Annotated in this window: 17 protein-coding genes and 6 pseudogenes; 19 read left to right on the top strand and 4 right to left on the bottom strand. The window is 40.2% G+C overall.

Features of this window, described 5'->3' with window-relative positions; genetic code table 11:
- Nucleotides 1-17: 17 nt before the first annotated feature.
- Nucleotides 18-287, bottom strand: a pseudogene (locus J2Z81_RS13135) (amino acid--tRNA ligase-related protein); the annotation flags it as partial.
- A gap of 98 nt (nucleotides 288-385) precedes the next feature.
- Here J2Z81_RS13135 and istB point away from each other — a divergent pair.
- A pseudogene (istB, locus tag J2Z81_RS13130) lies at nucleotides 386-1,063 on the top strand (IS21-like element helper ATPase IstB); the annotation flags it as partial.
- Between the two features lie 37 nt (nucleotides 1,064-1,100).
- On the opposite strand, the pseudogene J2Z81_RS13125 reads toward istB, so the two are convergent.
- The 3 genes and pseudogenes from J2Z81_RS13125 to J2Z81_RS15885 all read right to left on the bottom strand — a co-directional run.
- A pseudogene (locus J2Z81_RS13125) lies at nucleotides 1,101-1,307 on the bottom strand (IS256 family transposase); the annotation flags it as partial.
- A gap of 138 nt (nucleotides 1,308-1,445) precedes the next feature.
- Nucleotides 1,446-1,853: a tyrosine-type recombinase/integrase gene (locus tag J2Z81_RS13120; protein WP_226374421.1), complete on the bottom strand. Its 408-nt coding sequence runs from the start codon at nucleotides 1,851-1,853 to the stop codon at nucleotides 1,446-1,448.
- Between the two features lie 26 nt (nucleotides 1,854-1,879).
- Complete coding sequence (locus J2Z81_RS15885; protein ID WP_226981367.1) at nucleotides 1,880-2,215, bottom strand: phage integrase SAM-like domain-containing protein; 336 nt, start codon at nucleotides 2,213-2,215, stop codon at nucleotides 1,880-1,882.
- Here J2Z81_RS15885 and J2Z81_RS13110 point away from each other — a divergent pair.
- From J2Z81_RS13110 to J2Z81_RS13025, 18 genes and pseudogenes are all read left to right on the top strand, one after another.
- Nucleotides 2,131-2,805, top strand: a pseudogene (locus tag J2Z81_RS13110) (spore photoproduct lyase family protein); the annotation flags it as partial. The gene J2Z81_RS15885 and the pseudogene J2Z81_RS13110 overlap by 85 nt on opposite strands.
- A gap of 286 nt (nucleotides 2,806-3,091) precedes the next feature.
- Nucleotides 3,092-4,698 (top strand): annotated as a pseudogene (locus J2Z81_RS13105) (long-chain-fatty-acid--CoA ligase).
- Between the two features lie 70 nt (nucleotides 4,699-4,768).
- Nucleotides 4,769-5,650, top strand: a complete 882-nt coding sequence (locus J2Z81_RS13100) for a 3-hydroxyacyl-CoA dehydrogenase family protein (protein ID WP_226371534.1) — start codon at nucleotides 4,769-4,771, stop codon at nucleotides 5,648-5,650.
- A 1-nt stretch (nucleotide 5,651) separates the two neighbouring features.
- Nucleotides 5,652-6,430, top strand: a pseudogene (locus tag J2Z81_RS13095) (enoyl-CoA hydratase/isomerase family protein).
- A gap of 41 nt (nucleotides 6,431-6,471) precedes the next feature.
- On the top strand, nucleotides 6,472-8,208 hold the full coding sequence (locus J2Z81_RS13090; RefSeq protein WP_029270286.1) for an acyl-CoA dehydrogenase family protein: 1,737 nt from the start codon (nucleotides 6,472-6,474) through the stop codon (nucleotides 8,206-8,208).
- Nucleotides 8,209-8,256: 48 nt separating this feature from the next.
- Nucleotides 8,257-8,646, top strand: coding sequence for an acyl-CoA thioesterase (locus tag J2Z81_RS13085; RefSeq protein ID WP_029270284.1), 390 nt, complete (start codon nucleotides 8,257-8,259; stop codon nucleotides 8,644-8,646).
- A 63-nt stretch (nucleotides 8,647-8,709) separates the two neighbouring features.
- Nucleotides 8,710-9,684: a quinone oxidoreductase family protein gene (locus J2Z81_RS13080; protein ID WP_029270282.1), complete on the top strand. Its 975-nt coding sequence runs from the start codon at nucleotides 8,710-8,712 to the stop codon at nucleotides 9,682-9,684.
- 51 nt (nucleotides 9,685-9,735) lie between these two features.
- Nucleotides 9,736-10,692 carry a phosphotriesterase family protein gene (locus J2Z81_RS13075; protein WP_226371533.1) on the top strand — a complete coding sequence of 319 codons (957 nt, stop codon included), beginning with the start codon at nucleotides 9,736-9,738 and terminating at the stop codon, nucleotides 10,690-10,692.
- A gap of 67 nt (nucleotides 10,693-10,759) precedes the next feature.
- The gene (locus tag J2Z81_RS13070; protein WP_226371532.1) at nucleotides 10,760-12,415 is read left to right on the top strand and encodes an AMP-binding protein; all 1,656 of its coding nucleotides are present in this window, start codon (nucleotides 10,760-10,762) and stop codon (nucleotides 12,413-12,415) included.
- A gap of 42 nt (nucleotides 12,416-12,457) precedes the next feature.
- Nucleotides 12,458-14,014, top strand: a complete 1,557-nt coding sequence (locus tag J2Z81_RS13065; protein ID WP_226981366.1) for an acyl-CoA carboxylase subunit beta — start codon at nucleotides 12,458-12,460, stop codon at nucleotides 14,012-14,014.
- A 32-nt stretch (nucleotides 14,015-14,046) separates the two neighbouring features.
- On the top strand, nucleotides 14,047-14,790 hold the full coding sequence (locus J2Z81_RS13060; RefSeq protein WP_226371531.1) for an SDR family NAD(P)-dependent oxidoreductase: 744 nt from the start codon (nucleotides 14,047-14,049) through the stop codon (nucleotides 14,788-14,790).
- Nucleotides 14,791-14,823: 33 nt separating this feature from the next.
- Nucleotides 14,824-15,615, top strand: coding sequence for an enoyl-CoA hydratase/isomerase family protein (locus J2Z81_RS13055; RefSeq protein WP_029270273.1), 792 nt, complete (start codon nucleotides 14,824-14,826; stop codon nucleotides 15,613-15,615).
- 54 nt (nucleotides 15,616-15,669) lie between these two features.
- Nucleotides 15,670-16,881, top strand: coding sequence for an acyl-CoA dehydrogenase family protein (locus J2Z81_RS13050; protein WP_029270271.1), 1,212 nt, complete (start codon nucleotides 15,670-15,672; stop codon nucleotides 16,879-16,881).
- Nucleotides 16,882-16,911: 30 nt separating this feature from the next.
- Entirely contained in the window at nucleotides 16,912-17,682 is a 771-nt protein-coding gene (locus tag J2Z81_RS13045; RefSeq protein ID WP_226371530.1) for an SDR family oxidoreductase, read from the top strand.
- A gap of 81 nt (nucleotides 17,683-17,763) precedes the next feature.
- A complete protein-coding gene (locus J2Z81_RS13040; protein ID WP_226981365.1) occupies nucleotides 17,764-18,333 on the top strand; it encodes a TetR/AcrR family transcriptional regulator in 570 nt (189 codons plus the stop codon).
- Between the two features lie 177 nt (nucleotides 18,334-18,510).
- Nucleotides 18,511-19,572 carry a phosphotransferase family protein gene (locus tag J2Z81_RS13035; RefSeq protein WP_226371529.1) on the top strand — a complete coding sequence of 354 codons (1,062 nt, stop codon included), beginning with the start codon at nucleotides 18,511-18,513 and terminating at the stop codon, nucleotides 19,570-19,572.
- 34 nt (nucleotides 19,573-19,606) lie between these two features.
- Entirely contained in the window at nucleotides 19,607-20,332 is a 726-nt protein-coding gene (locus J2Z81_RS13030; protein ID WP_029270263.1) for a 2-phosphosulfolactate phosphatase, read from the top strand.
- Between the two features lie 49 nt (nucleotides 20,333-20,381).
- A complete protein-coding gene (locus J2Z81_RS13025; RefSeq protein WP_226371528.1) occupies nucleotides 20,382-22,037 on the top strand; it encodes a long-chain-fatty-acid--CoA ligase in 1,656 nt (551 codons plus the stop codon).
- Nucleotides 22,038-22,306: the final 269 nt, after the last annotated feature.

Here is a 22,306-nt window from a genome sequence, read left to right as displayed (position 1 = left end):
ACTATTGTGGTCTTACGTTAAGGAGTCATTTGGATTCCATTAAATCTAGGGATGACCTGACAATCCCTTATATCACTGTGTTTAATTAGCCATAAAATAAATCTTTCTACTCCCATACCGAAACCTGATGTTTTGATAGGATGATGATTTTTCATATGCAAATACCACTTATATTGTTCCTCCTTCACATTTAGTTTTTCCATTGCATGTTTGACGTGATTTACGTCTTTATGACGTTCACCGGCACCAACAACTTCCCCAATACCAAATAACAAGTCGCCATTAAGTGCATAGCTTTCTGAACTATCATAAGCCTGATGAAAAAGTAAGTAATTCTAAGAAAAAGCTAGTTTAAGAGAAAATGTGTCCAAAATTTGGGGGTTAATCCGAGGCTCATTCTTGGACTTATCAAGAGTTTCTTCATGAACTATTAAGTCATGAAGAAAACAATAGAGAAAAGAAAATGATAGAAAAACATCTTAAATGGGCAAAGTTTCCTTACCAGAAAAGTTTAGATGAATTTGATCTTCATGAACAACGCTCATTGAGTTCTAAACAGCTTAAACAGCTTCAAGAGCTTACGTGGCTAGAGCAAACTTTTAACCTAGTATTCTTAGGTCCTCCCGGTGTAGGGAAAACCCATCTTGCCATTGGCCTAGGCTTAGAAGCTATACAAAATGGGCTTCGTGTGTCGTTTGTACCCATGGGGGAATTAATTCCCTTTCTAAAAACTGAAGAATACTTAAGAAAGGCCCAAATACAATTGAATCGTCTTAGAAAAGCTGATTTGGTTATTATTGATGATTTGATGTATATGGCAATGGATCAGCACGAGGCTAATCTATTCTTTCATCTGATTAATCACCTGTACGAACGAAGTTCTATCTTATTAACTTCCAACAAAGGACCTGAGGATTGGGGTGAATTACTCGGAAACCAAGGCATTACGACAGCCATATTAGACCGATTATTGCATCGCTCAGAAGTCATTCATCTGAATGGCGAAAGCCATCGTATTAAATATAGAGAATCAGTATTTCAAGCGAAAAGTGTTCAAAATTAATGAGCAAAAAGTGTTCAATTATACTTGACGGTTACATCCTTCTGTTTCCGGTTGTTTTTTCTTTTTTATCGTTGGACTGATACCCCAAATGCGTATTCATTTCACCCTTGAGCATGGATTCAAACATCGATCCAAATATCTCTTTCAGTGCATTTTGCATATCTTCAACTGATTCTGGCTGATACTCTTCAATAATCTTTTTGGCTAATTCTTCGGAGTTAGGATTTCTTTTTGGCTTTACCACGAAAATCACTCCTTTAATCTATTATTTTATTCTACCAAATAAAAAACTGTGTGAGTAAGAACCGTACGCATTCTTACTTACACAGTTAATATTACACTCCCGGGTGGTTCAACATTTAATTGCGAAGTGGTTCACTTTTCACTTGCGAAATACATACCCATTACTCCGTTGGAAAATAAAATCCTCATCATGAAAGTCTTCAATCCCAGTTCGATATTTCATTTTATGACGGTCATTTGATCTCACTAATTGTTTTAACATTTTCATAATAGATTCATCCATATCAATGATTCTTGATCTGTTTGTTTTGGTTGTATCAGGCATATATTCTTTCATATTATTTTTTTCACTGTAAAGAGTTTTACTAATTCTTATTGTGTTTTTGTTAAAATCTAAATCGGATTTTTTCAGAGCAACTAGTTCACCAGGACGCATCCCAGAAAAGGCTAATGTGAAAAACCACTCTTTATCTAAATCCAAACCAACAGTCAAAACAGCATTTAAGAATTTATCTAATTCCTCGCTTTCAAAATAAGAATACTTAATGCTGTTTTTGTTTTCTTCTAAGTCTTTTATCGATACTTTTTTTTAGGGATAATGACATCTTCACGAGGATTTTCCTTTATTAATTTATTTCGTTTAGCATACTTGAAAATCATATTCGCACAAGTATTAACTCCACTAATAGTTGTTCTTGCGTAACCACGTTTATCCAAATCAATAAGCAAATTTTGATACATATAGTGAGTGATATCTGTAATTGGTACTTTCGAAAGATACTCATTCAATAAATTTTTTCTGGGATTCTTATACTTCCTCTTTTCACCTAGATGAGATATTTGAAGCGGCGCAGGACTATATGGCTGAGCGCGCACCGCCAAGTACACGATTCGAAGCGTCTTGTACATTCGATATTGTTGGTGTTGATCATTTAAAGTAGGCGATTGAGTTTTTTGGTAACTCTGAACACGGTAAATTGAGATTCGTGACAAAGTTTCCACATGTAGATCATCTGTTGGGTGCAGATTATCAAGGAAAGACCCGTTTTCGTTTCAGTATTAACGATGATTATATAATTAAGTGCTTTGAGCCGGACACAGGTAGGCTTCATGAACGGATTGAAGCATCTGTAAAAGTCGTCGAGGCAGGGTACCCACTCGGTTTTATCGTTGCCCCGGTCTACATTCATGATGGATGGAAAGAGGACTATTATGAAATGTTTGAAAAATTGGAAGCATCCTTGCCTGCATTTGCAAGGAAAGATTTAACCTTCGAAATGATTCAGCACCGTTTTACGAAGCCTGCAAAAAGAGTGATTCAGGAAAACTATTCAATGATAAAGCTGGAACTCGATGAATCGAAGCGAAAAACCAAATGGGGCCGTGACGATATTTATAAGTATGTGTATCAAGATGAAGAACAAAAAGATATCAAAGAAACCATCGGCGGTTATATCCATCACTTTTTTCCGGAAGCGAAGATTGATTACTTTACGTGATAGCTTTTTGAGTAAATAAAAATCAAAAAACAGGAGGGACAGTTCCAACATCATATAAAAATATAACTGTCCCTTTAAAGGTAGCTTGCAATTATTTGAGTAATATCATATAATGATATTTAATAATTCTGAACATACTGACCAGTAGGTTTTTGTACATTACTCTTTTTAATAAGATCCTAACGATAAAAATAAATTCTTTATATCCGTTATCTAGTGCAGTATTAAACAAAAAGTAACAGGTATAAATGTAAGCGACTTCAATATAATTTATGGGGAGGGAAATATAATTAATAAAGTGTGGTTGAAGCAATACGCTGAAAATATTAAACAAGAGGTGGAAATACCTGATAAATCGGTATCAGCTATGTTTCAGGACAATATTGCAACTTACGCAAATCACAAAGCTATTTCATTTTACGGGAAGGAATTCACTTATCAGGAACTAGGACAACAAGTAGCTGCCTTTGCATCTGCATTGCAATCAGAAGGATTGAAAAAGGGTGGGCGTGTCGGGTTGATGCTTCCAAATTGCCCACAATACGTCATTAGTTATTATGGTGTATTGCAGGCTGGAGGAATCGTTGTGCAAATTAATCCGATGCTTGTTGGCAAAGGGTTGCAGCATATATTGACTGACTCGGCTGTAGATACTCTCGTTATTTATGAACCATTGCTTCCTGTTTTAAACCAAGTGATGAAGAATACATCCATCAAAAAAATCATCAAAGTGAATTTGGAAGGAAACGAGACAGATACTGATGAGGCTGTTGGCTTTATCCAGTTTATAAAGAAAGCGAAAAAGTCACCTGAACCTGTGGAGGTCGATCCATTCGAAGATGTGGCTGTTTTACAATACACCGGTGGAACGACAGGACGTTCCAAAGGAGCCATGCTGACCCATTCCAATATTCTGGCAAATGTCATTCAGACATATGAATATTTGCAGGATAAAATCACACTTGGAAAGGATCGTTATCTTACTGTCATCCCACTGTTTCATGTCTTTGGAATGAGACTGCTTGCATGAATCTCTCTATATATACAGGAGCTATGAGTATTATGCTGCCTAAATTTGACATCGATGAGGTACTGCAGACAATCAAAGATTTAAAGCCCTCTGCATTCCCGGGAGTGCCGACAATGTATATCGCCATCACAACCCATCCAAAAGCAGAAAAGTACGGCCTGGACAGTATTCGTCTCTGTAATTCCGGCAGTGCCCCAATGCCTGTGGAGTTATTGAGGAATTTCGAGAAAAAGACCGGTGCAACAATCGTGGAAGGATATGGGCTTTCTGAAAGCTCCCCCATCACACATTGTAATCCGCCATTTTCAACTCGAAAACCTGGCAGTGTTGGGATTGGTATTCCATCTACAGAATACAAAGTAGTGGATCTGGAAGAAGGAACGAAAGAACTGCCAACAGGTGAAACAGGGGAATTGATCATCAGGGGACCGCAAGTGATGAAAGGATATTGGAACATGCCGGAAGAAACGGCTCAAACCCTTCGAAATGGGTGGCTTTATACAGGTGATATTGCCTCCATTGATGAAGAGGGCTATGTGTATATCGTCGACCGAAAAAAAGATCTGATTATTGCGAGCGGCTATAACATATATCCACGTGATGTGGAAGAAATTATTTATCAGCATCCAGCAATTCAGGAAGCGGTGGTAGTTGGAATTCCTGATTCTTACCGGGGAGAGACGGTAAAAGCAGTTGCCGTATTGAAAGAAGGAAAGACTTTTACAGAAGAAGAACTGATCACTTATTGCAGGGATAATATGGCAGCCTATAAAGCGCCACATGTCATTGAATTCAGAGAAGATCTTCCGAAAACAAACGTAGGAAAAATATTACGGAGAAAAGTTAGAGAAGAAAATTTATAGACTGATTTGTTTGTGATATACGGGGCAATTTGCCTTCATTTCTTTATAAACATACCAACCGGTTAGGATGATGGAAATGGTCAAAAATATAAAACAAACAGCCGTTATTGGCGCGGGATCTATGGGACATCAGATATCAATGCTGTGTGCACTTGGAGGATTTGAGACTTACCTCCAGGATATTGAAGAGAAGTCGCTGCATAAAGCGAAGGAAACATTAACAAAACGAATGAATAAATGGATGAAACAAGGAAAAGTAAGCGAAAAAGAAAAGGACGAAGCGTTCGCGAAACTTCATTTTACAACGGATCTGAACACAGCTGTCAAAGATGCTGATTTAGTTATTGAAGCAGTGGTGGAAAAACTCGATGTAAAACGAAACGTATTTAAAGAATTAGACGCTGCGGCACCTGCCCACACCATATTGGCAACAAACAGCTCGACAATTGTCAATTCCAAAATTGCGGATGTCACATCAAGGCCTGACAAGGTGTTGAACATGCACTTTTTCTTCCCGCCGCTTGTCATGGACTGCGTGGAAGTCGTTAAAAGTGAGCAAACATCTGAAGAAACAGCACAAACAGCAATGGACTTCTGTGAACAAATCGGCCGTACAGGTGTATTGCTGGATAAAGAAATTTATGGATTCATTGCGAACCGTTTATTATTTGCGCTGTCCAATGAAGCATTGTTTCTTTATGAGAACGGCTATGCCGATTACAAAGATATCGACATTATAACAAAGAAAGCATTAAGTCATCCGCTTGGCCCATTCGAATTAATGGATCTTTCCGGAATAGATGTTGGTTACTATGCCAATATGCAGCTTTATGAAGAAACAGGAAATCCAAAAGATAAACCGACAAAATCACTGGAAGAATTGATGAAGACCGGTCATCTTGGACGGAAGACAGGCAAGGGCTGGTATGACTATACGAAAGGGGCTGAGTAAGATGACAGCACTCGTTTCATATAAATCAGCTGACGGCATTGCAATTGTAATCATTGATAATCCACCAATGAACGTATTGAGTCAGCAAGTGCAGAAGAAATTAAAAGAGACAGTGACAGCGTTGGAAAAAGATGATGATATTGTCTGTGTTGTGTTGACGACGCCGGGAGACAAGGTGTTTATTGCTGGAGCGGACATCAAAGAATTTCCGAACATGATAGACAATCCCAATATGCGTGAAGATGTGATGGCAATGCATGATGTCTTGGGCAGCCTGGAAGACATGACAAAACCAACCATCATTGTGTTGGACGGTTTGACACTTGGAGGAGGCTGTGAACTTGCGCTTGCATTCGATATTCGTATAGCGGAGGAGCATACACAAATAGGGCTTCCTGAAGTTAATCTCGGCATTTTTCCAGGCGGGGGAGGAACACAACGATTGCCACGTCTTGTCGGAAGTGCCAAGGCGAAAGAAATGATGTTTACAGGAGAGCCTGTCTCATCAAGCGAAGCGGAGAAAATCGGCCTCGTCAATAAAGTTGTTTCCACAGTGAAGGATTAAATACAGCAATGGAATTAGCAGGCAAAATTGCCGGAAAATCGTTGCAATCACTGTCACGGGTTAAAAAAGCAGTTGACGAAGGGTTGGAGAGGAGTTTATCAGAAGGCATCGAAAGAGAAGCAACACTGTTTGAAGAAGTATTCCAGACAGAAGATGCGAAAGAAGGAGTGGCAGCTTTTATCGAAAAGAGGAAAGCACATTTCACTCATAAATAATATATCTACTGATTTTGATTTTGGAAAGAGAGGAAATCGATATGGATAACATGAAGACCGGGGTCGCCGGTGGTTCATTTTTAATAAAGCAAACAGACTTAGAGGACACCTTTTTTCCGGAGGATTTAACGGAAGAGCACAAAATGATCCAGCGTACGGCTCAACAATTTATCACGAAAGAAGTTCATCCCCGGAATAAAGAAATAGAAGAACAGCAAGAATTCGATGTCGTAGTGGAATTGCTGAAGAAGGCTGGCGATCTTGGGTTGCTTGCCCACAGCATCCCCAAGAAATACGGCGGTCTGGGCTTGGATAAAATCAGTAAAGGAATTGTTGGAGAAGCCCTTGGTAATGCAGGAGGATACAGTGTTGCACATTCCAATCATACATGTATCGCGACATTTCCGATTACGTATTACGGAACGCAAGCACAAAAGGAAAAGTATCTGCCAAAGCTTGCAAGCGGTGAATATATCGGTGCTTATTGCTTAACAGAACCTGAAGCAGGATCTGATGCGATGGCAGCAAGAACAACGGCTGTATTAAATGGCGCAAAAACACATTATTTATTAAATGGAACGAAAATCTATATCACAAATGCACAGTTTTCAGATACATTTATCGTTTATGCCAAAGTGGACGGTGAACACTTCACAGCGTTTGTCGTTGAAAAGGACTTTCCAGGGTTATCTCTTGGGCCTGAAGAGAAAAAGATGGGAATCAGAGGGTCTTCGACTCGTTCTGTTATTTTTGAAGATTGTGAGGTTCCTGTTGACAATGTCATCGGCGAAATAGGAAAAGGGCATATTGTTGCCTTTACGGTGTTGAATTTAGGTAGATTTAATCTGGGTTCTGCATGTACAGGCGGAGCTAAATACGCGTTTAAGCAAACCATCAGACATGTCAGGGAACGAAAGCAATTTCATCAGACATTAGCAGATTTTGGTGCAACCAAAGAAAAGATAGCCAAGATGGCTGCTCGTCTCTATGCGGCAGAATCCATTCAATATCGAACTTCTTATTTATTGGAGGAATCGCTTGCAGGATTGGATCAGAAAGAGGATGCCTGTCTGGTCAGAACAGGTATGTCTGAATATGCGATGGAATGTGCCATATGTAAAGTGTACGGTTCTGAAACGCTGGACTATCTGGCAGATGAGGGTGTACAGCTGCATGGCGGTGTCGGGTTTATCAGTGAATATCCAATTGAACAGATTTACCGTGATTCCCGGATTAACCGGATTTTCGAAGGGACAAACGAAGTGAATCGTCTTCTATTGACTGGAGAGTTCTTAAAGAAATCCATGAAGGGTTTGCTTCCGTATGAAGAAGCGGTCAAAAGTGCTTTTGGCCAGTTAGTAAAAGAATCTACAAACACGACAGAGGAGTTAGTCGAAGATTTGAGAGCACTTTATCTTGTCATGGCTGAATTTGCCCGAAGAAAATACGGCAATGATCTTGAATCACAACAGGAAGTCCTTATGAAACTGTCAGATTTGGCCATTCATTTATACGCTTCAGAATCAGTTGTCCTGCGTACAGAAAAGAGTACTCAAAATAAAGCATTGAAAAAACAATTACGGGATACAGTCCTGGAAGAAGCAGTGAATCAGACATTTCTCATTGTGAGGCAGTTGGAACAGGAGCTGTTGGAGGACGAACAAGCAATCCGTCAGCAAATTTATGCCTCTTTGACGTCGCATTCTTTCTCTCAATCTATTCACCGCAATCGAAATATTGCTGAGACAATGTACGAAAAGGGAGAGTATGCAGGTTAATCTTTTTTCTACACGGAAACCATTCATATTTATAAAGGAGCCAAGAAAATGGAAGTAGATGTACGTGTCAGTGAAACCGATCTGTTAGGGCATGTGAATCATGCTAACTACTTTACGTATATGGAAGAAGGAAGATTAAGTTTTTTAAAAGAATTAGGGCTGCAAGTAGAAGATGAAGGCTTCTCCATCATGCTCGCTTCCGCTAAATGTGACTTTATCAGACAAGGGTACTTTAATCAGACACTAATCGTAAACACGAAAGTGACAAGAGTGGGAAACAGCAGTTTCAACCTTGGGAGTGACATCATTGAAAAAGAAAGTGGTGAGTTGATTGCAAAGGGAGAAGTAACAATTGTGTACTTTGATGTAGCTAAACAAAAGTCGACACCTCTCAAGGAATCGTTCAGGGAGAAGTTGAACCAACATCTGGAAGCTTAATATAAATGGCGGTAATTCTGTAAAACTGGCAAACAAATATATAACAGAGGAGAAATAAATAGAATGAAAGCAATACAATTCAATGAATATGGTGGACCTGAAGTTTTGAAGCTTATCGATAAAGATATACCAGAAGTCAAAAAATATGAAGTGCTCATAAAAGTAGAAGCAATTGGTGTTAACTTTGCAGATACTGCACGAAGAGAAGGAGAATATGTGGTTCCAACTGAACTTCCATTCATCCCAGGTTCTGAAGTAGCTGGAACGGTAGAAAAAATTGGAAGTGAAGTACATCATCTCAAAGAAGGGCAGCGTGTACTTGCATCAATAGAATCGGGAGGGTATGCGGAATATGCAGCGGTAAATGAGAGAATGCTCGTTCCATTACCTGATAAGGTTTCTTTTGACGATGCTGTCGTCCTGCCTGTGCAAGGACAGAGTGCTTACCATATATTGAAGACAATGGGACGTTTGGATAAAGGAGAAACAGTTCTTGTCCACTCAGCATCAGGCGGGGTAGGCTTGCTCGCTGTACAACTGGCAAAGTTATTTGGTGCAGGAAAGGTAATTGCAACTGCCAGTACAGAGGAGAAGCGGAACCTTGCAAAAGACATGGGTGCTGATTATTTAATTGATTACACCCAGGATAACTGGGAAAACGAACTCGATACCATCACAGAAGGCAAAGGAGTAGATTTGGCACTCGAGATGGTAGGGGGAAGTGTTTTTCACAAAACAAGAAAAAGCCTGGCTGAGTTTGGCAGATTAGTTGTTTTTGGTGTTGCAAGCGGCGAACAAGTGAAATTTCATCCAACATCGTTGATGGGCAAAAACCAAGCAGTCATCGGCTTTTTCCTTCCACAGATCATGAAAAGACCGGATTTATATAAGAAAGGAATGGAAGATCTCTTGGCATATCTGGATAAGGGAGATTTAAAATTGACCATTGGCGGCACGTATGCACTTGATGAAGCGCAGAAAGTACACCAGTTTTTCCGTGACAGAAAAACAATGGGTAAAATTGTTCTTAAGCCGTAACAGCTGAACAAAAAGCAGAGCGCTTTTACCTTATCCTTGGGAGGTCATTAAATGACAGACTCTATCGAAACGGTTACTGGTACTATTCCAATAGACGAAATGGGTAAAACACTTATTCATGAGCATTTTTTGTTCGGTTATCCCGGCTTTGAAGGTGATGTGACGCTGGGGCCTTTCAAACAGGAAGAAGCAGTTGAAAATGCTGTGGCAGCGGCAAGGAATGTGATGAAATACGGGGTAAAAACGGTGGTAGACCCCACCCCAAATGAGTGCGGAAGAAATCCGGAAGTATTGAAAAAGGTATCGGAAATTACTGGTCTGCAGATTGTCTGTGCAACCGGGTACTATTATGAAGGCGAAGGTGCTCCGCCATATTTTAAGTTTCGCCAGATGCTTGGAACGGCTGAAAAAGATATTTATGAAATGTTCATCACTGAGGTGAACGACGGGATTGCCAAGACTGGAATCCGTCCAGGAATTACCAAATTAGCCTCAAGCAAAGATGAAATCACTTCTTATGAACAGATGTTTTTTGAAGCGGCAGCACGTGTCCACCGTGAAACAGGTATTTTACTTGTGACACATACACAAGAAGGAACGATGGGACCGGAGCAGGCGGAAATGCTGATTGATTTAGGTGTAGACCCTTCAAAAATCGTCATAGGGCATATGTGCGGCAACACGGACCCGGCATATCACAAACGAACACTCGAAACAGGTGTGAAAATAGGGTTTGACCGGTTTGGAATCCAACAACTTGTCGGTACTCCAATGGATGAAGAACGGATTAATACTTTGAATGAACTCGTCAAGCAAGGCTATGAAAATCAAATTATGTTATCACATGACTCCATTAACCATTGGCTTGGAAGACCACCGGAAATGAACGAAGCAGTGGCTTCCCTGGTCAAAAATTGGCGCCCCACACATCTCTTTAAAAATATTATCCCTGAACTGAAAGCAAAAGGCATACAAGATAAGCAGATTGAAGCAATGTTTTATTTCTAAGCGGCTGCTCAGAGAAAGTTGGAATGTTTATTATAACCAGCAACTAAATATAAAAGAAGGTGGAAAAATGAAATCTGTCTTAAAGAAAAGCTGGCCGAAAGAAATATCAGAAGAGCTGAATTATCGTTTAGGTGAAAAGCCTTTACATGAGTATGTCATGCAAAATGCTGTAGATAAACCAGATCAACCAAGTTTTGTGTTTTACGGCAATGAAATAACTTGGAAAGAATTAAACGATCAAACGAAACGGTTTGCACAATTTCTGAAGAATCAAGGAGTGGTGAAAGGAAGCAGAGTTGCCGTGTTCATGCAGAATTGCCCGCAGTATGTGATTGGTCATTACGCAATTCAAATGCTTGGTGCAGTTGTCATCCCGCTAAATCCTATGTATAAAGAATCAGAACTGGAATATTTCGTAAATGAAGCAGAAATCGAAGTAATTATAACAGGACAGGAACTATATGAACAGCTAAAAGATATCAGAGAAGAGTTATCATCCTTGAGCTTAGTAATCACAACAAATTATGCTGATTTTCTACCTGAGAACTCTATATTACCCCTTCCTGAAGAATTGAAAATGATAAAGCAACGCTTTCCTGACACGTTGGATATGACTGATGGAATTAGCCAGTGCGGTCCAGTTCATGCAACTGAAAATGTTGATCTATGGAATGATGTAAGTTTAATGGTTTTTACTTCCGGCACAACCGGAAGACCGAAAGCGGCCATGTTGACGTTTGGAAATGCATTGTTTAAGACAGCAGCTGGAGCACAAGGCTACAAGATGGAAAGCCAAGATGTCACGTTGGCATCTGCTCCTCTGTGTCATATTGCAGGCATGTTGATGGGATTGAATATACCTGTTTATAGCGGTCACGAGTGTGTATTGTTGACGCGTTTTGAACCTGAGACAGCTATTCAAGCGATTGAAAGGCATAAAGTGAATAAAATATATACTATCGCACCAATGAATGCCGCGATCTTGCATCATCCAGATATTGAAGATAGAGATTTATCAAGCTTAGAAATAAATATGGCAACAAGTTTTGGGATGGCTGTAGATCAAAAAATGGCCGGTGCTTGGGAAAAATTGACGGATGGGTGTTTGTTATTTGAAGCTTCTTATGGTTTAAGTGAGACACATACATTGGATACGATGATGCCAATAGATGGAGTTAAACATGGAACTTGTGGAATAGCAACGTTCGAGACAGAGATTCGTATAGTAGATTTGGACACAGGAGAAGATCTATCGCCCGGAGAACAAGGAGAAGTCGCAATTAAAAGCCCTGGAGTGTTCAAAGGATATCTCAATCGGCCTGAAGCAACCAACAGAACATTAAAGGATGGCTGGGTATTTACAGGAGATATCGGTGTGATTGATGAGCAAGGTTACTTTTATTTTGAAGGTCGCGTAAAAGAAATGATTAAATCTTCAGGTTTCAGTGTTTTTCCGGAAGATGTTGAAGCGCTTTTAAGTGAACATCCCGCTATTTATCAATCTGCTGTGATAGGTGTTCCAGCAGAAGGGAAAGGAGAACAGATAAAGGCATTTATTGTGCTGGATCCTGACTATAAAAATAAAGTTACGGAAAATGATTTAATACAGTGGGCCAAGGAAAAGATGGCAGCTTATAAATATCCACGTAAAATAGAGTTTTTAGATCAACTGCCTGTTACTTCCTCAGGCAAAGTGTTGAGAAGATTGTTGAAAGAAGAATGAGGTTTATAGACTTCATTCATGATTATTATAAAGGGGAAAAATATGGATCAAAATAATAATATGGACAGTCAAATAGAAGAGTTGATTGAACGAAGGGAAAAGGCTGATCTAAATGGCGGGCAGGAAAAAATAGACCGGCATAATAAGCTTGGTTTTTACACTGCAAGACAGCGAATTGCTAAACTTGTTGATCCAGACACATTTTTGGAATTGGGAAAATTAGCACATTCCGATCAGGCAGGTGCTGAATCCAAAAGTGCTGGAGATGGAGTCATTACTGGATTGGCGAAAGTGAACGACCGCCCTGTTGTTATTCAAGCAGCAGATAAAACTGTTTTTGCAGGTACGGAAGGAATGGTTTATTTCAGAAAAATGAAGGCGGCTCATCGCTTTGCAGTAAAGCGCGGTATCCCAATGATTAACTTGATGGAGGGCGGTGGTTTGCGCATGCCTGATGGGATGGGGGCAGATGGGATCAGTCAAATGCTTTTCCCCCAGGAGCTCTTGTTACATCAGAGGAAAGTGCCGATGATTACTGCAATATTGGGAGACAGTTTTGGCGGACCGACATGGTCGGCAGTATCGTCTGACTTTGTCACACAAGTAAAAGGAACAGCAATGGCTGTCGCCGGACCACGCATGTTGAGTGTTGCAACAGGAGAGAAAGTTTCCAATGAGGAGTTGGGTGGCTGGAAGGTCCATGCAGAGCATACCGGACAAGTAGATTCTTTTGTCGAAGATGAAGAAAGTGCATTGAAGGCTGTTAAAGATTTTCTTGATTATTTTCCATTACAGGGCAAAGATGAGCCAAATCATAAAAAGACAACTGATAATCCACATCGAATTCTGGAAGAGATTGCAGATATTGTACCAACAAGACAAAAGCGTGCTTACGATATGAAGAAAGTAATCAAAGAAATTGTGGATGATGGTGATTATTTCGAACTTAAATCACTGTATGGAAGAGCTTTAATAACTTGCCTGGCAAGAATAGATGGAAGAGTTGTCGGCATTATTGCCAATAATCCAATCATGTATGCAGGTGCAGCAGGTCCAAAAGAATGTGAAAAAGCGACAGAGTTTATTGTGCTATGTGATTCCTACAATATCCCGTTAGTCTTTTTACATGATACACCTGGATTTAGAGTTTCAAGTGAAGCTGAAAAAGCAAAAATCCCAACTAACATCATGGTTTGGAATCAGGCACTTGCACAATCAACTGTGCCGAAAATATCTATCGTAGTACGTAAAAGTATTGGCGCCGCATATGGAAATATGTGTGGACCGACGATGGGAGCAGATTTTGTAGTAGCATGGCCGACAGCAGAAATTAATTTTACAGGTCCTGAAGTTGGCATAAATGTTGTTTATGGACAAGAGCTGAAAGAAGCGGAAAATCCTGAAGAAAAGATTTCGGAACTATTGGATACTTGGAGCTTTGACAGTTCGCCATATAAAGCAGCAGGTAAATACTTGATTGATGACGTCATTGATCCAAGAGATACGAGGAAATTTCTATCCCAAACATTTGAATATATTCATGTTGGGAATAAATCAAAAAGCAATCGCAATCTAGCAAACTGGCCAACTGGTTTCTAAATAGAATTTAACAAAAAGAAATAGGTGGTTTTATGCGCTTAAATGGAAAAACAGCCATCATTACAGGAGGTGGCGGTGAAATTGGCAGGGCGACAGCACTCAGGTTCTCCGAAGAGGGTGCACAGGTTGTCGTTGCTGATATTAACGAAAAAGACGGTGTGGAGACAGTTGAATTATTAAAGAAGAACAATGGTCATGCAGTTTTCATCAAAGCAGACATGACACAGGAAAAAGATGTGGAGCATTTGGTGGAACAGGCGCTATCCCATTATGGAAAGATTGATACCTTATACAACAACGCAGGGGTCAATAGTGACGAGAAAAAAATTCCGGATGTCACCATGGAAGAATGGCAGAAAGTGATTGATATCAACCTGACTGGTACATTCCTGGGCATGAAGTATGCCATTCCACATATGAAACCTGGCAGTTCTATTATCAATACAGCAAGTATCGCTGGAATCAAGGGGCAAAAGTTAGTTTCCGCATACTCGGCAACAAAAGGAAGTGTTATCACGTTAACAAAGACCGCTGCAACAGAATTTGGCAGACAGAACATTCGGGTGAATGCAGTAGCACCAGGAGTTATTGACACGAAAATGGTAGATGGCTGGAGAGAGATGGAGAAATGGCCTATCTTATCAACTGCAAATGTTCTCAGAAGAGTAGGACAGCCAGAAGAAGTGGCTAATACAGTACTTTTTCTTGGATCTGATGAAGCATCGTTCATCACCGGCGAAACCATTGTCATTGACGGTGGAACATTAAACATTTAAATGAAATTGAAATGTGATAAGGGAGCGATAGAAATGGGAAAAGAATCAACTGATCATTTATTAATCAACGTGGAAGATGGGATCATGCAGCTTACATTGAATCGTCCGAACAGTCTTAATGCCTTCAGTCCAGAGATGATCATTGGCTTGAAAGAAGCTATTAAAAAAGCAGGCAGCGATGAAAGTATCCGTGTTGTTACACTATCAGGTGCTGGCAGATCATTTACTGCAGGGGGGGATGTTAAGACAATGGGAACAGTCGGTGCATTGGAAACCTACGAGCATATTGGTGAGTTGAATGAGTTAATATTATCAATTAAAAATTTGGAGAAGCCAATCATTGCTTGTGTTCACGGATTTGCTGCAGGAGCAGGATTTAACCTTGCATTAGCTTGTGACATCATCCTGGCTGCGGAAGAAAGCAAATTTGCGATGAGCTTTTCTCAAGTTGGATTGGTTTCAGATGGGGGTGGCTCTTATTTCTTACCAAAATTGATAGGACCATATCTTGCGAAAGAATTATTATTCAGTGCCGAACCGATATCTGCTGATAGAGCTCATACTCTGGGAATAATCAACCATGTTTATCCAGTACATGCTTTTGAAAGAGAATGTACAGCGCTTGCTGTCCGCATTGCAAATGGCCCTTCAACAACATTTGGCTTTATAAAGAAATTGGTTGATCAATCACTTACCTCGAACCTGGAAACAATACTCGAGCAAGAACGAATCACACAGGCAACATTGGTTTCCACAGAAGATCACAAAGAAGGGGTGCAGGCGTTCAAAGAGAAACGCAAGCCAAATTTCAGAAATACAAATTAGAAGTGATTTGCGAACATACCAACTGGTAGGAATCATCATTTAGGAGGATAAAAAATGATATTTTCAGAGTCAGATAAAGTGAAAGAAATGAGTCGTAAATTAGAAGCCTTCATGGAAGAGAACGTTTATCCAAATGAGAAAGTCTATGAGCAACAGTTAGAGAAACAAAACAATAGATGGGAAGATGTTCCACCTATCATTGAAGAGTTGAAAGAGAAAGCCAAAAAAGAAGGATTATGGAATTTATTTCTGCCGGATGATAGATATGGAGCAGGATTGACGAACTTGGAGTATGCTCCGTTGTGTGAGATCATGGGGCGTTCACCTATTGCACCTGAGACTTTCAATTGTAATGCACCTGACACAGGTAATATGGAAGTGCTGGCACGCTATGGATCTGAAGAACAGAAGAAGCAGTGGCTTGAACCTTTATTGAAAGGAGATATTCGATCATGCTTTGCAATGACAGAGCCTGATGTTGCCTCAAGTGATGCAACGAATATTCAGTCAAGCATCAAAAAAGATGGCAACGAATATGTGCTGAACGGTCGGAAATGGTGGACCTCTGGTGCAGGTGACCCTCGGACAAAGCTGGCCATTTTCATGGGAAAAAGCGATCCAAATGCTGCTCGTCATGAACAACAGTCCATGATATTGGTTCCAATGGATGCTCCTGGTGTCAAAGTAGAGAGAATGCTTCCTGTATTTGGTTATGACAGTGCTCCTCACGGCCATGCTGAAGTCACTTTCACGGATGTCAGGGTGCCGGCTTCCAATATGATATGGGGCGAAGGAAAAGGATTTGCAATTGCACAGGGACGGCTTGGACCTGGAAGAATTCACCACTGTATGCGGTTGATTGGAGCTGCGGAACGGGCGCTTGAATATATGTGTAAACGTGTGCGGGAAAGAACAGCTTTCGGCAGTCCTATTGCAGAGCATGGCGTCGTACAAAATTGGATAGCAGAGTCAAGAACAGAAATAGAGCAGGCACGTCTATTGACCTTAAAGGCTGCACATATGATGGACACAGTCGGCAATAAAGAAGCAAAAACAGAAATTGCGATGATAAAGGTCATTGCCCCGAACGTTGCTACTCATGTGATTGACCGTGCGATTCAAGCGTTTGGTGGTGCAGGTGTGAGCGATGATTTCCCTCTTGCAAGCTTTTGGGCCAATGCAAGAACGCTTCGTATTGCAGATGGTCCTGATGAGGTGCACAACCGTCAGATTGCCAGATTGGAACTGAAGAAATACAGAAAATAATCGATGAATATAAAAATAGGAGGAATCATCATGAGTGTATTGGACTTATTTAAATTGGATGGAAAAACAGCGATTATCACCGGTGGAGGGCGTGGACTTGGCGCGCAAATTGCCGAGGCATATGCGGAAGCAGGAGCAAATATTGTTGTATGTTCGAGGAAACTGGAAGCATGTGAAGAAATGAGTAAAAAGCTGAAGGAAAAAGGTGTCGACTCACTTGCGTTCAAATGTGATGTGACAAATCCAGAGGATATCAAGCATGTCGTTAAGCAAACGAAGGAGCATTTAGGAAGCATTGATATTCTCGTCAATAACAGTGGTGCTACATGGGGAGCCCCAGTTGAAGATATGCCGCATGATACCTGGGAAAAGGTCATGAATGTGAATATCAACGGAACATTTTACATGAGTCAGGAAGTCGGCAAAGTGATGATTGAACAAAAATCAGGAAAAATCATCAATATTTCTTCGATTGCTGGATTCGGCGGGACGCATCCTTTCATGCAAACGATTGGCTATAATACAAGTAAAGGTGCGGTCATGACTTTCACACAGGATTTAGCAGCAAAATGGGGACAGCATAACATTAATGTGAACGTAATCGCACCAGGATTTTTCCCTACGAAGATGTCCAAAGTATTGATTGAACAGGGGAAGGATTACATTATGCAGAGCACACCGCTTGGCAGGCTTGGGAATGATTCTGATTTACAAGGTGCTGCTTTATTCCTGGCGTCGAAAGCTTCTGATTATGTAACAGGAGATATTTTGACCGTTGACGGCGGTGCACATGCCATCTAGATGTAAAGAATTGGTTTGATGCTTGTGTTTGTGATACGTTATAGCTAGAAAAAAATCAATACAGAACGGGCGGAGAACAATATGATCAAAGAAGAAATCACAAAACACAGCATACAGCTATTTGAAAAAAAAGGATTCAGCCAGACATCCATCCAGGATATTGTGGATGTTTTGGATGTGACAAAGGGAACGTTCTACTATTACTTTTCATCCAAAGAGCAATTGCTTATGGATATTCATTTACAATATATCGATAACTTGTTATCACGGCAGCAAATGATTTTTGACAACACATCCTTAACTAATAAAGAAAAGTTGGAAGAAGTAATTTTGATGCTGATTAAAGATATTAAAGAGAGAGGTTCCAGTGGACGTGTGTTTTTCCGAGAGATTCGTCATTTGAACAATATGAATATTAGCAAGGTGAAAGAGAAGCGGAATAATTTCAGGCTTCGAATTGAAGAGGTCGTGCAAGAAGGGATCAAAACTAAAGAGTTTCAATCAGACCTGCCGGCAGATATGATCGCTTTCGGTATTTTGGGTGTAACGAATTACAGCTATAATTGGTTTAACCCCAACGGTGATGTCAGCCCGGAAGAGTTGGCAGAAATATTTTCCAAAATGATCTTGAATGGAATTGTTTCAGGATAAGAAGAACGGTTAAAGCATCAGCAAAAAGATTTATCTGAAGCATTCCATTGAAATTGCCGATAGGCGAAGATCTCTGTCTTTTACATACTGACTGGAAGGTATGTCACGATAAAATCGTTCGTCTAGGGCAGATGATTCACTTATCGAAATAAATTCAGAACTGGAGTGAATGTACACATGAGCAAAAATTATCAAGATACCATTCCTGTCAGAGAGGGAGAAGAGCTTGCTCCTGATAAGCTGAAAGCATTTTTAAATGAAAATTTGAAGGAGATTCCTGAAGGAGAACTTGTCATCGAACAATTCGGTGCAGGTCATTCCAATTTAACATATTTATTGAAAATTGAAGATTGGGAAGCTGTGCTCCGCAGACCGCCGTTGGGCCCTGTGGCACCAAAAGCACATGATATGGAGCGGGAATATACGATTTTAAAGCATTTGCATCCTGTTTATTCGACAGCACCAAAGCCATATATCTTTTCAGATGATGAATCCATTGTAGGGAGCCCGTTTTTTATTATGGAACGAAGAAAAGGAATCTTTCTTGATACGGATTTTCCATCAGATATAACTTATGACAAAGAAATGGGGAAACAAATATCCAGTTTGATGGTCGATAAACTCGTTGAACTGCACAATGTAGATTACAAAAAAACAAAACTTGTAAATTTAGCTAAACCAGACGGCTTTATGGAACGCCAGGTGATGGGATGGATCAAACGTTATGAACGTGCAAAAACAGATGAAGTCGATGTGGTCGAGGAACTAAAGACATATCTTAAAAACAATGTGCCTGTTTCTCCTGAGCCAACCGTCATTCATTATGATTATAAGTTGAATAATGCGTTATTTTCGAAAGACTTTAAAGAAATGACAGGATTATTCGATTGGGAAATGACGACAATTGGGGATCCGCTGGCAGATATTGGCGCAGCTATGAGTTATTGGATTCAGGATGTCGACCCTGAGATGTTAAAGACCGGTCTTGGTAAGCCTCCTGTTACTGTCAAAGAAGGGTTTTATACAAGAGATGAATTTCTACATGATTATTCCACGAAAAGTGGTCGTGATTTAGATAACATCGATTTTTATTTAACTTTCGCTTATTTTAAACTTGCAGTTATATGTCAACAAATCTATTACCGATATAAACAAGGGCAGACAAAGGATAAGCGCTTCGCTCACTTTGACCAATTTGTCAAGAACTTAATTGAACATGCATGGCAGACAATGAAATGATCGCCATGAAGAATGAAATGGGTGCTTGTTACAGATGAAAATAAACCTTTTAATGAAGAAGGAAGAAATCAATCATGAAAAAATAGATGACACAAAAATTGCTGTCGTGCTGGATATCTTGATGGCAACTACTTCTATCACAGCCGCATTAGCCGAAGGTGCTGAATGTGTAGTTCCCGTTTTAAACGAATCAGAAGCCAAAAGTGAAAAAAAGAAATATGACGATGAAGAAGTTTGTTTGGCAGGGGAGGATGGGGGGCTTGTCATAGACGGATTCCTCAACCCTGTCCCAACCTCATTGTGCCAACATGTGTCCGGTAGAAAGCTCATCTTATCCACGACGAACGGTACAATAGCTATCCGTGGTGCGGCAAAAGCCAAAACAACTTATGCTGCATCGCTGTTGAATGGTGCTGCTGTTGCTGAAGATATTGTTAATCATTACAACGGAGAAACGATTTTGATTATTTGTTCCGGTTCTTCCAATCAGTTTTGTCTGGAAGACTTCTACGGTGCGGGTTATTTCATTGAAGAGTTGACGAAGATAACTGATAAGGATCAGCTTGAACTTACTGACAGTGCAAATAGTGCGGCTTTATTTTACAATGCCTTCTCCAATCAGGCAGAATCGATTTTAAATCAATCGAAAGTAGGGCAGATGTTGGTGAAAGCAGGGTTTGAAAAAGATATTGAGTTCACATGCAAAAAGAACACAGTGGATCTTGTACCAAAGCTAAGAGGACAACGAATTATTGTTTAAGGAATGTTGAAACATTCAAAGAAATGTAAAAGAGCAGGAGGAAATAGTAATGAAAAACACAGCTCATTTTGATCATTGGCTGCCACGAGTACCTAAGACGTTGTCTGTACCCGAAACGACTTTATTTGATAATTTGCTTATGACAGTACAAAAGTATCCAAATAAAGTTGCCATTGAATATTATGGCGCATCAATGACTTATTCAGAACTTCTGGACGAAGTGGAAAAGCTGGCAGGCTATCTGGAATCGAAACTCAACATACAAAAAGGAGAAAACGTACTGTTATTTATGCAAAACTCTCCTCAGTTTATCATCAGTATGTTTGCAATCTTACGTATTCGCGCAGTGGTGGTGCCTATCAATCCGATGAGTATTACAAATGAATTGGAGTTTTTTGTGGAGGACGGAAATATTAAGCATGCTCTTATCGGGCAAGAATTGTATGAAAAAACGGCAGTGCCTTTAGTAGAAAATAAAGTGTTGGAGCAGCCAATTATTGCAGCTTATTCAGCCTATACAACCCCTGATGAAGCTCTAGGAGATATTCCGGAAGAAGCACAGATGCCAGCTAAAGACTATCCGAATGCGGTATTATGGTCTGATGTAATGAAAGCGGATACAAAGATTTCTCCATACTCAGGAAAAAGCAGCGATATGGCAATGATTCCTTATACATCAGGTACAACCGGTATTCCAAAAGGCTGTATTCATACAAATAAGACAATCCAGGCGAATGTATACAGCGCATTCTTTTGGATGAGTTTAACTCCGGACTCTGTGCCGCTTACGACATTGCCGTTATTTCATGTAACAGGAGTCCTTCACAGTGCATTGGCACCTATTCTGGCCGGCAGTAAGATGGTTTTATTAACAAGGTGGGACAGAAATTACGCAGTGAGAGCAATAGAGAAGTTTCACTGCACAGATTGGATTAATATAAGCACGATGTTAATCGATTTTCTTTCCAACCCGGAATTGAGTCGCCATGATATATCTTCGCTGGAAGTTGTCGGAGGTGGGGGTGCACCGGTTCCAGAGGCAGTTGGCAGGCAGTTAACAGAGTTGACAGGATTGGAGTATGTGGAAGGGTATGGGTTGTCAGAAACAATGTCCCATACGCACTTCAATCCACCGCAGCGGCCAAAACTGCAATGTTTTGGTGTTCCTGCGTTTGATGTGGATGCACGTGTTATTGATCCTTCCACAGATAAAGAACTTGGTACGAATGAAGAAGGCGAATTGATTGTTAACGGTCTACAGCTTTTCAAAGGGTATTATAACCGTCCGGAAGAAACAGAAGACAGTCATATTACGATAGATGGCAAAAAGTTTTTCAGGACGGGTGATATTGTGAAAATGGATGAGGAAGGATACTTCTTCATTGTAGACCGATTAAAAAGAATGATTAATGCATCAGGTTATAAGGTATGGCCAACAGAAGTTGAATCCATTCTATTTAAGCATCCTGCAATACAGCAAGCATGTGTCGTAAGAGCGCAAGACCCCAAGCGCGGTGAAACGGTGAAAGCCCTGGTTATCTTGAATGATGATTACAAAGATAAAGTCACTGAAAAAGAAATCATTGAGTGGTCAAAAAATCAAATGGCAGCTTATAAATATCCGAGAATCGTAGAATTCAGAGAAAGTTTCCCGACAACTGCAAGCGGAAAGGTATTATGGAGAAAACTGCAGGAAGAAGCATAAATAAACAGAGTATTTTGAGTTCTAAGACTGAGAAAGAGCTAGGACATAACTAAAATAATTCACTTAACAGCCGAAGCGATGGTCAGAAGAGCCGAAATTACACTAAACAATATTGTGCAATGAGAAAAAGGCGAACAAGAAAATATCGTGCTATAAAATATAGCTCACAACAAAGGTATTGACCCCCGAAAGTTAGAGTGCTAAATCTAACTTTCGGGGGGTGTTTTTATGGCTAAATATAGTGAAGAGTTTAAAATAAAGCTTGTCAC

It is taken from the genome of Virgibacillus alimentarius (assembly GCF_017874635.1).
In the GTDB taxonomy this organism is placed as follows: domain Bacteria; phylum Bacillota; class Bacilli; order Bacillales; family Amphibacillaceae; genus Virgibacillus_B; species Virgibacillus_B alimentarius.
This window is presented reverse-complemented; position numbering and strand designations above follow the sequence as displayed.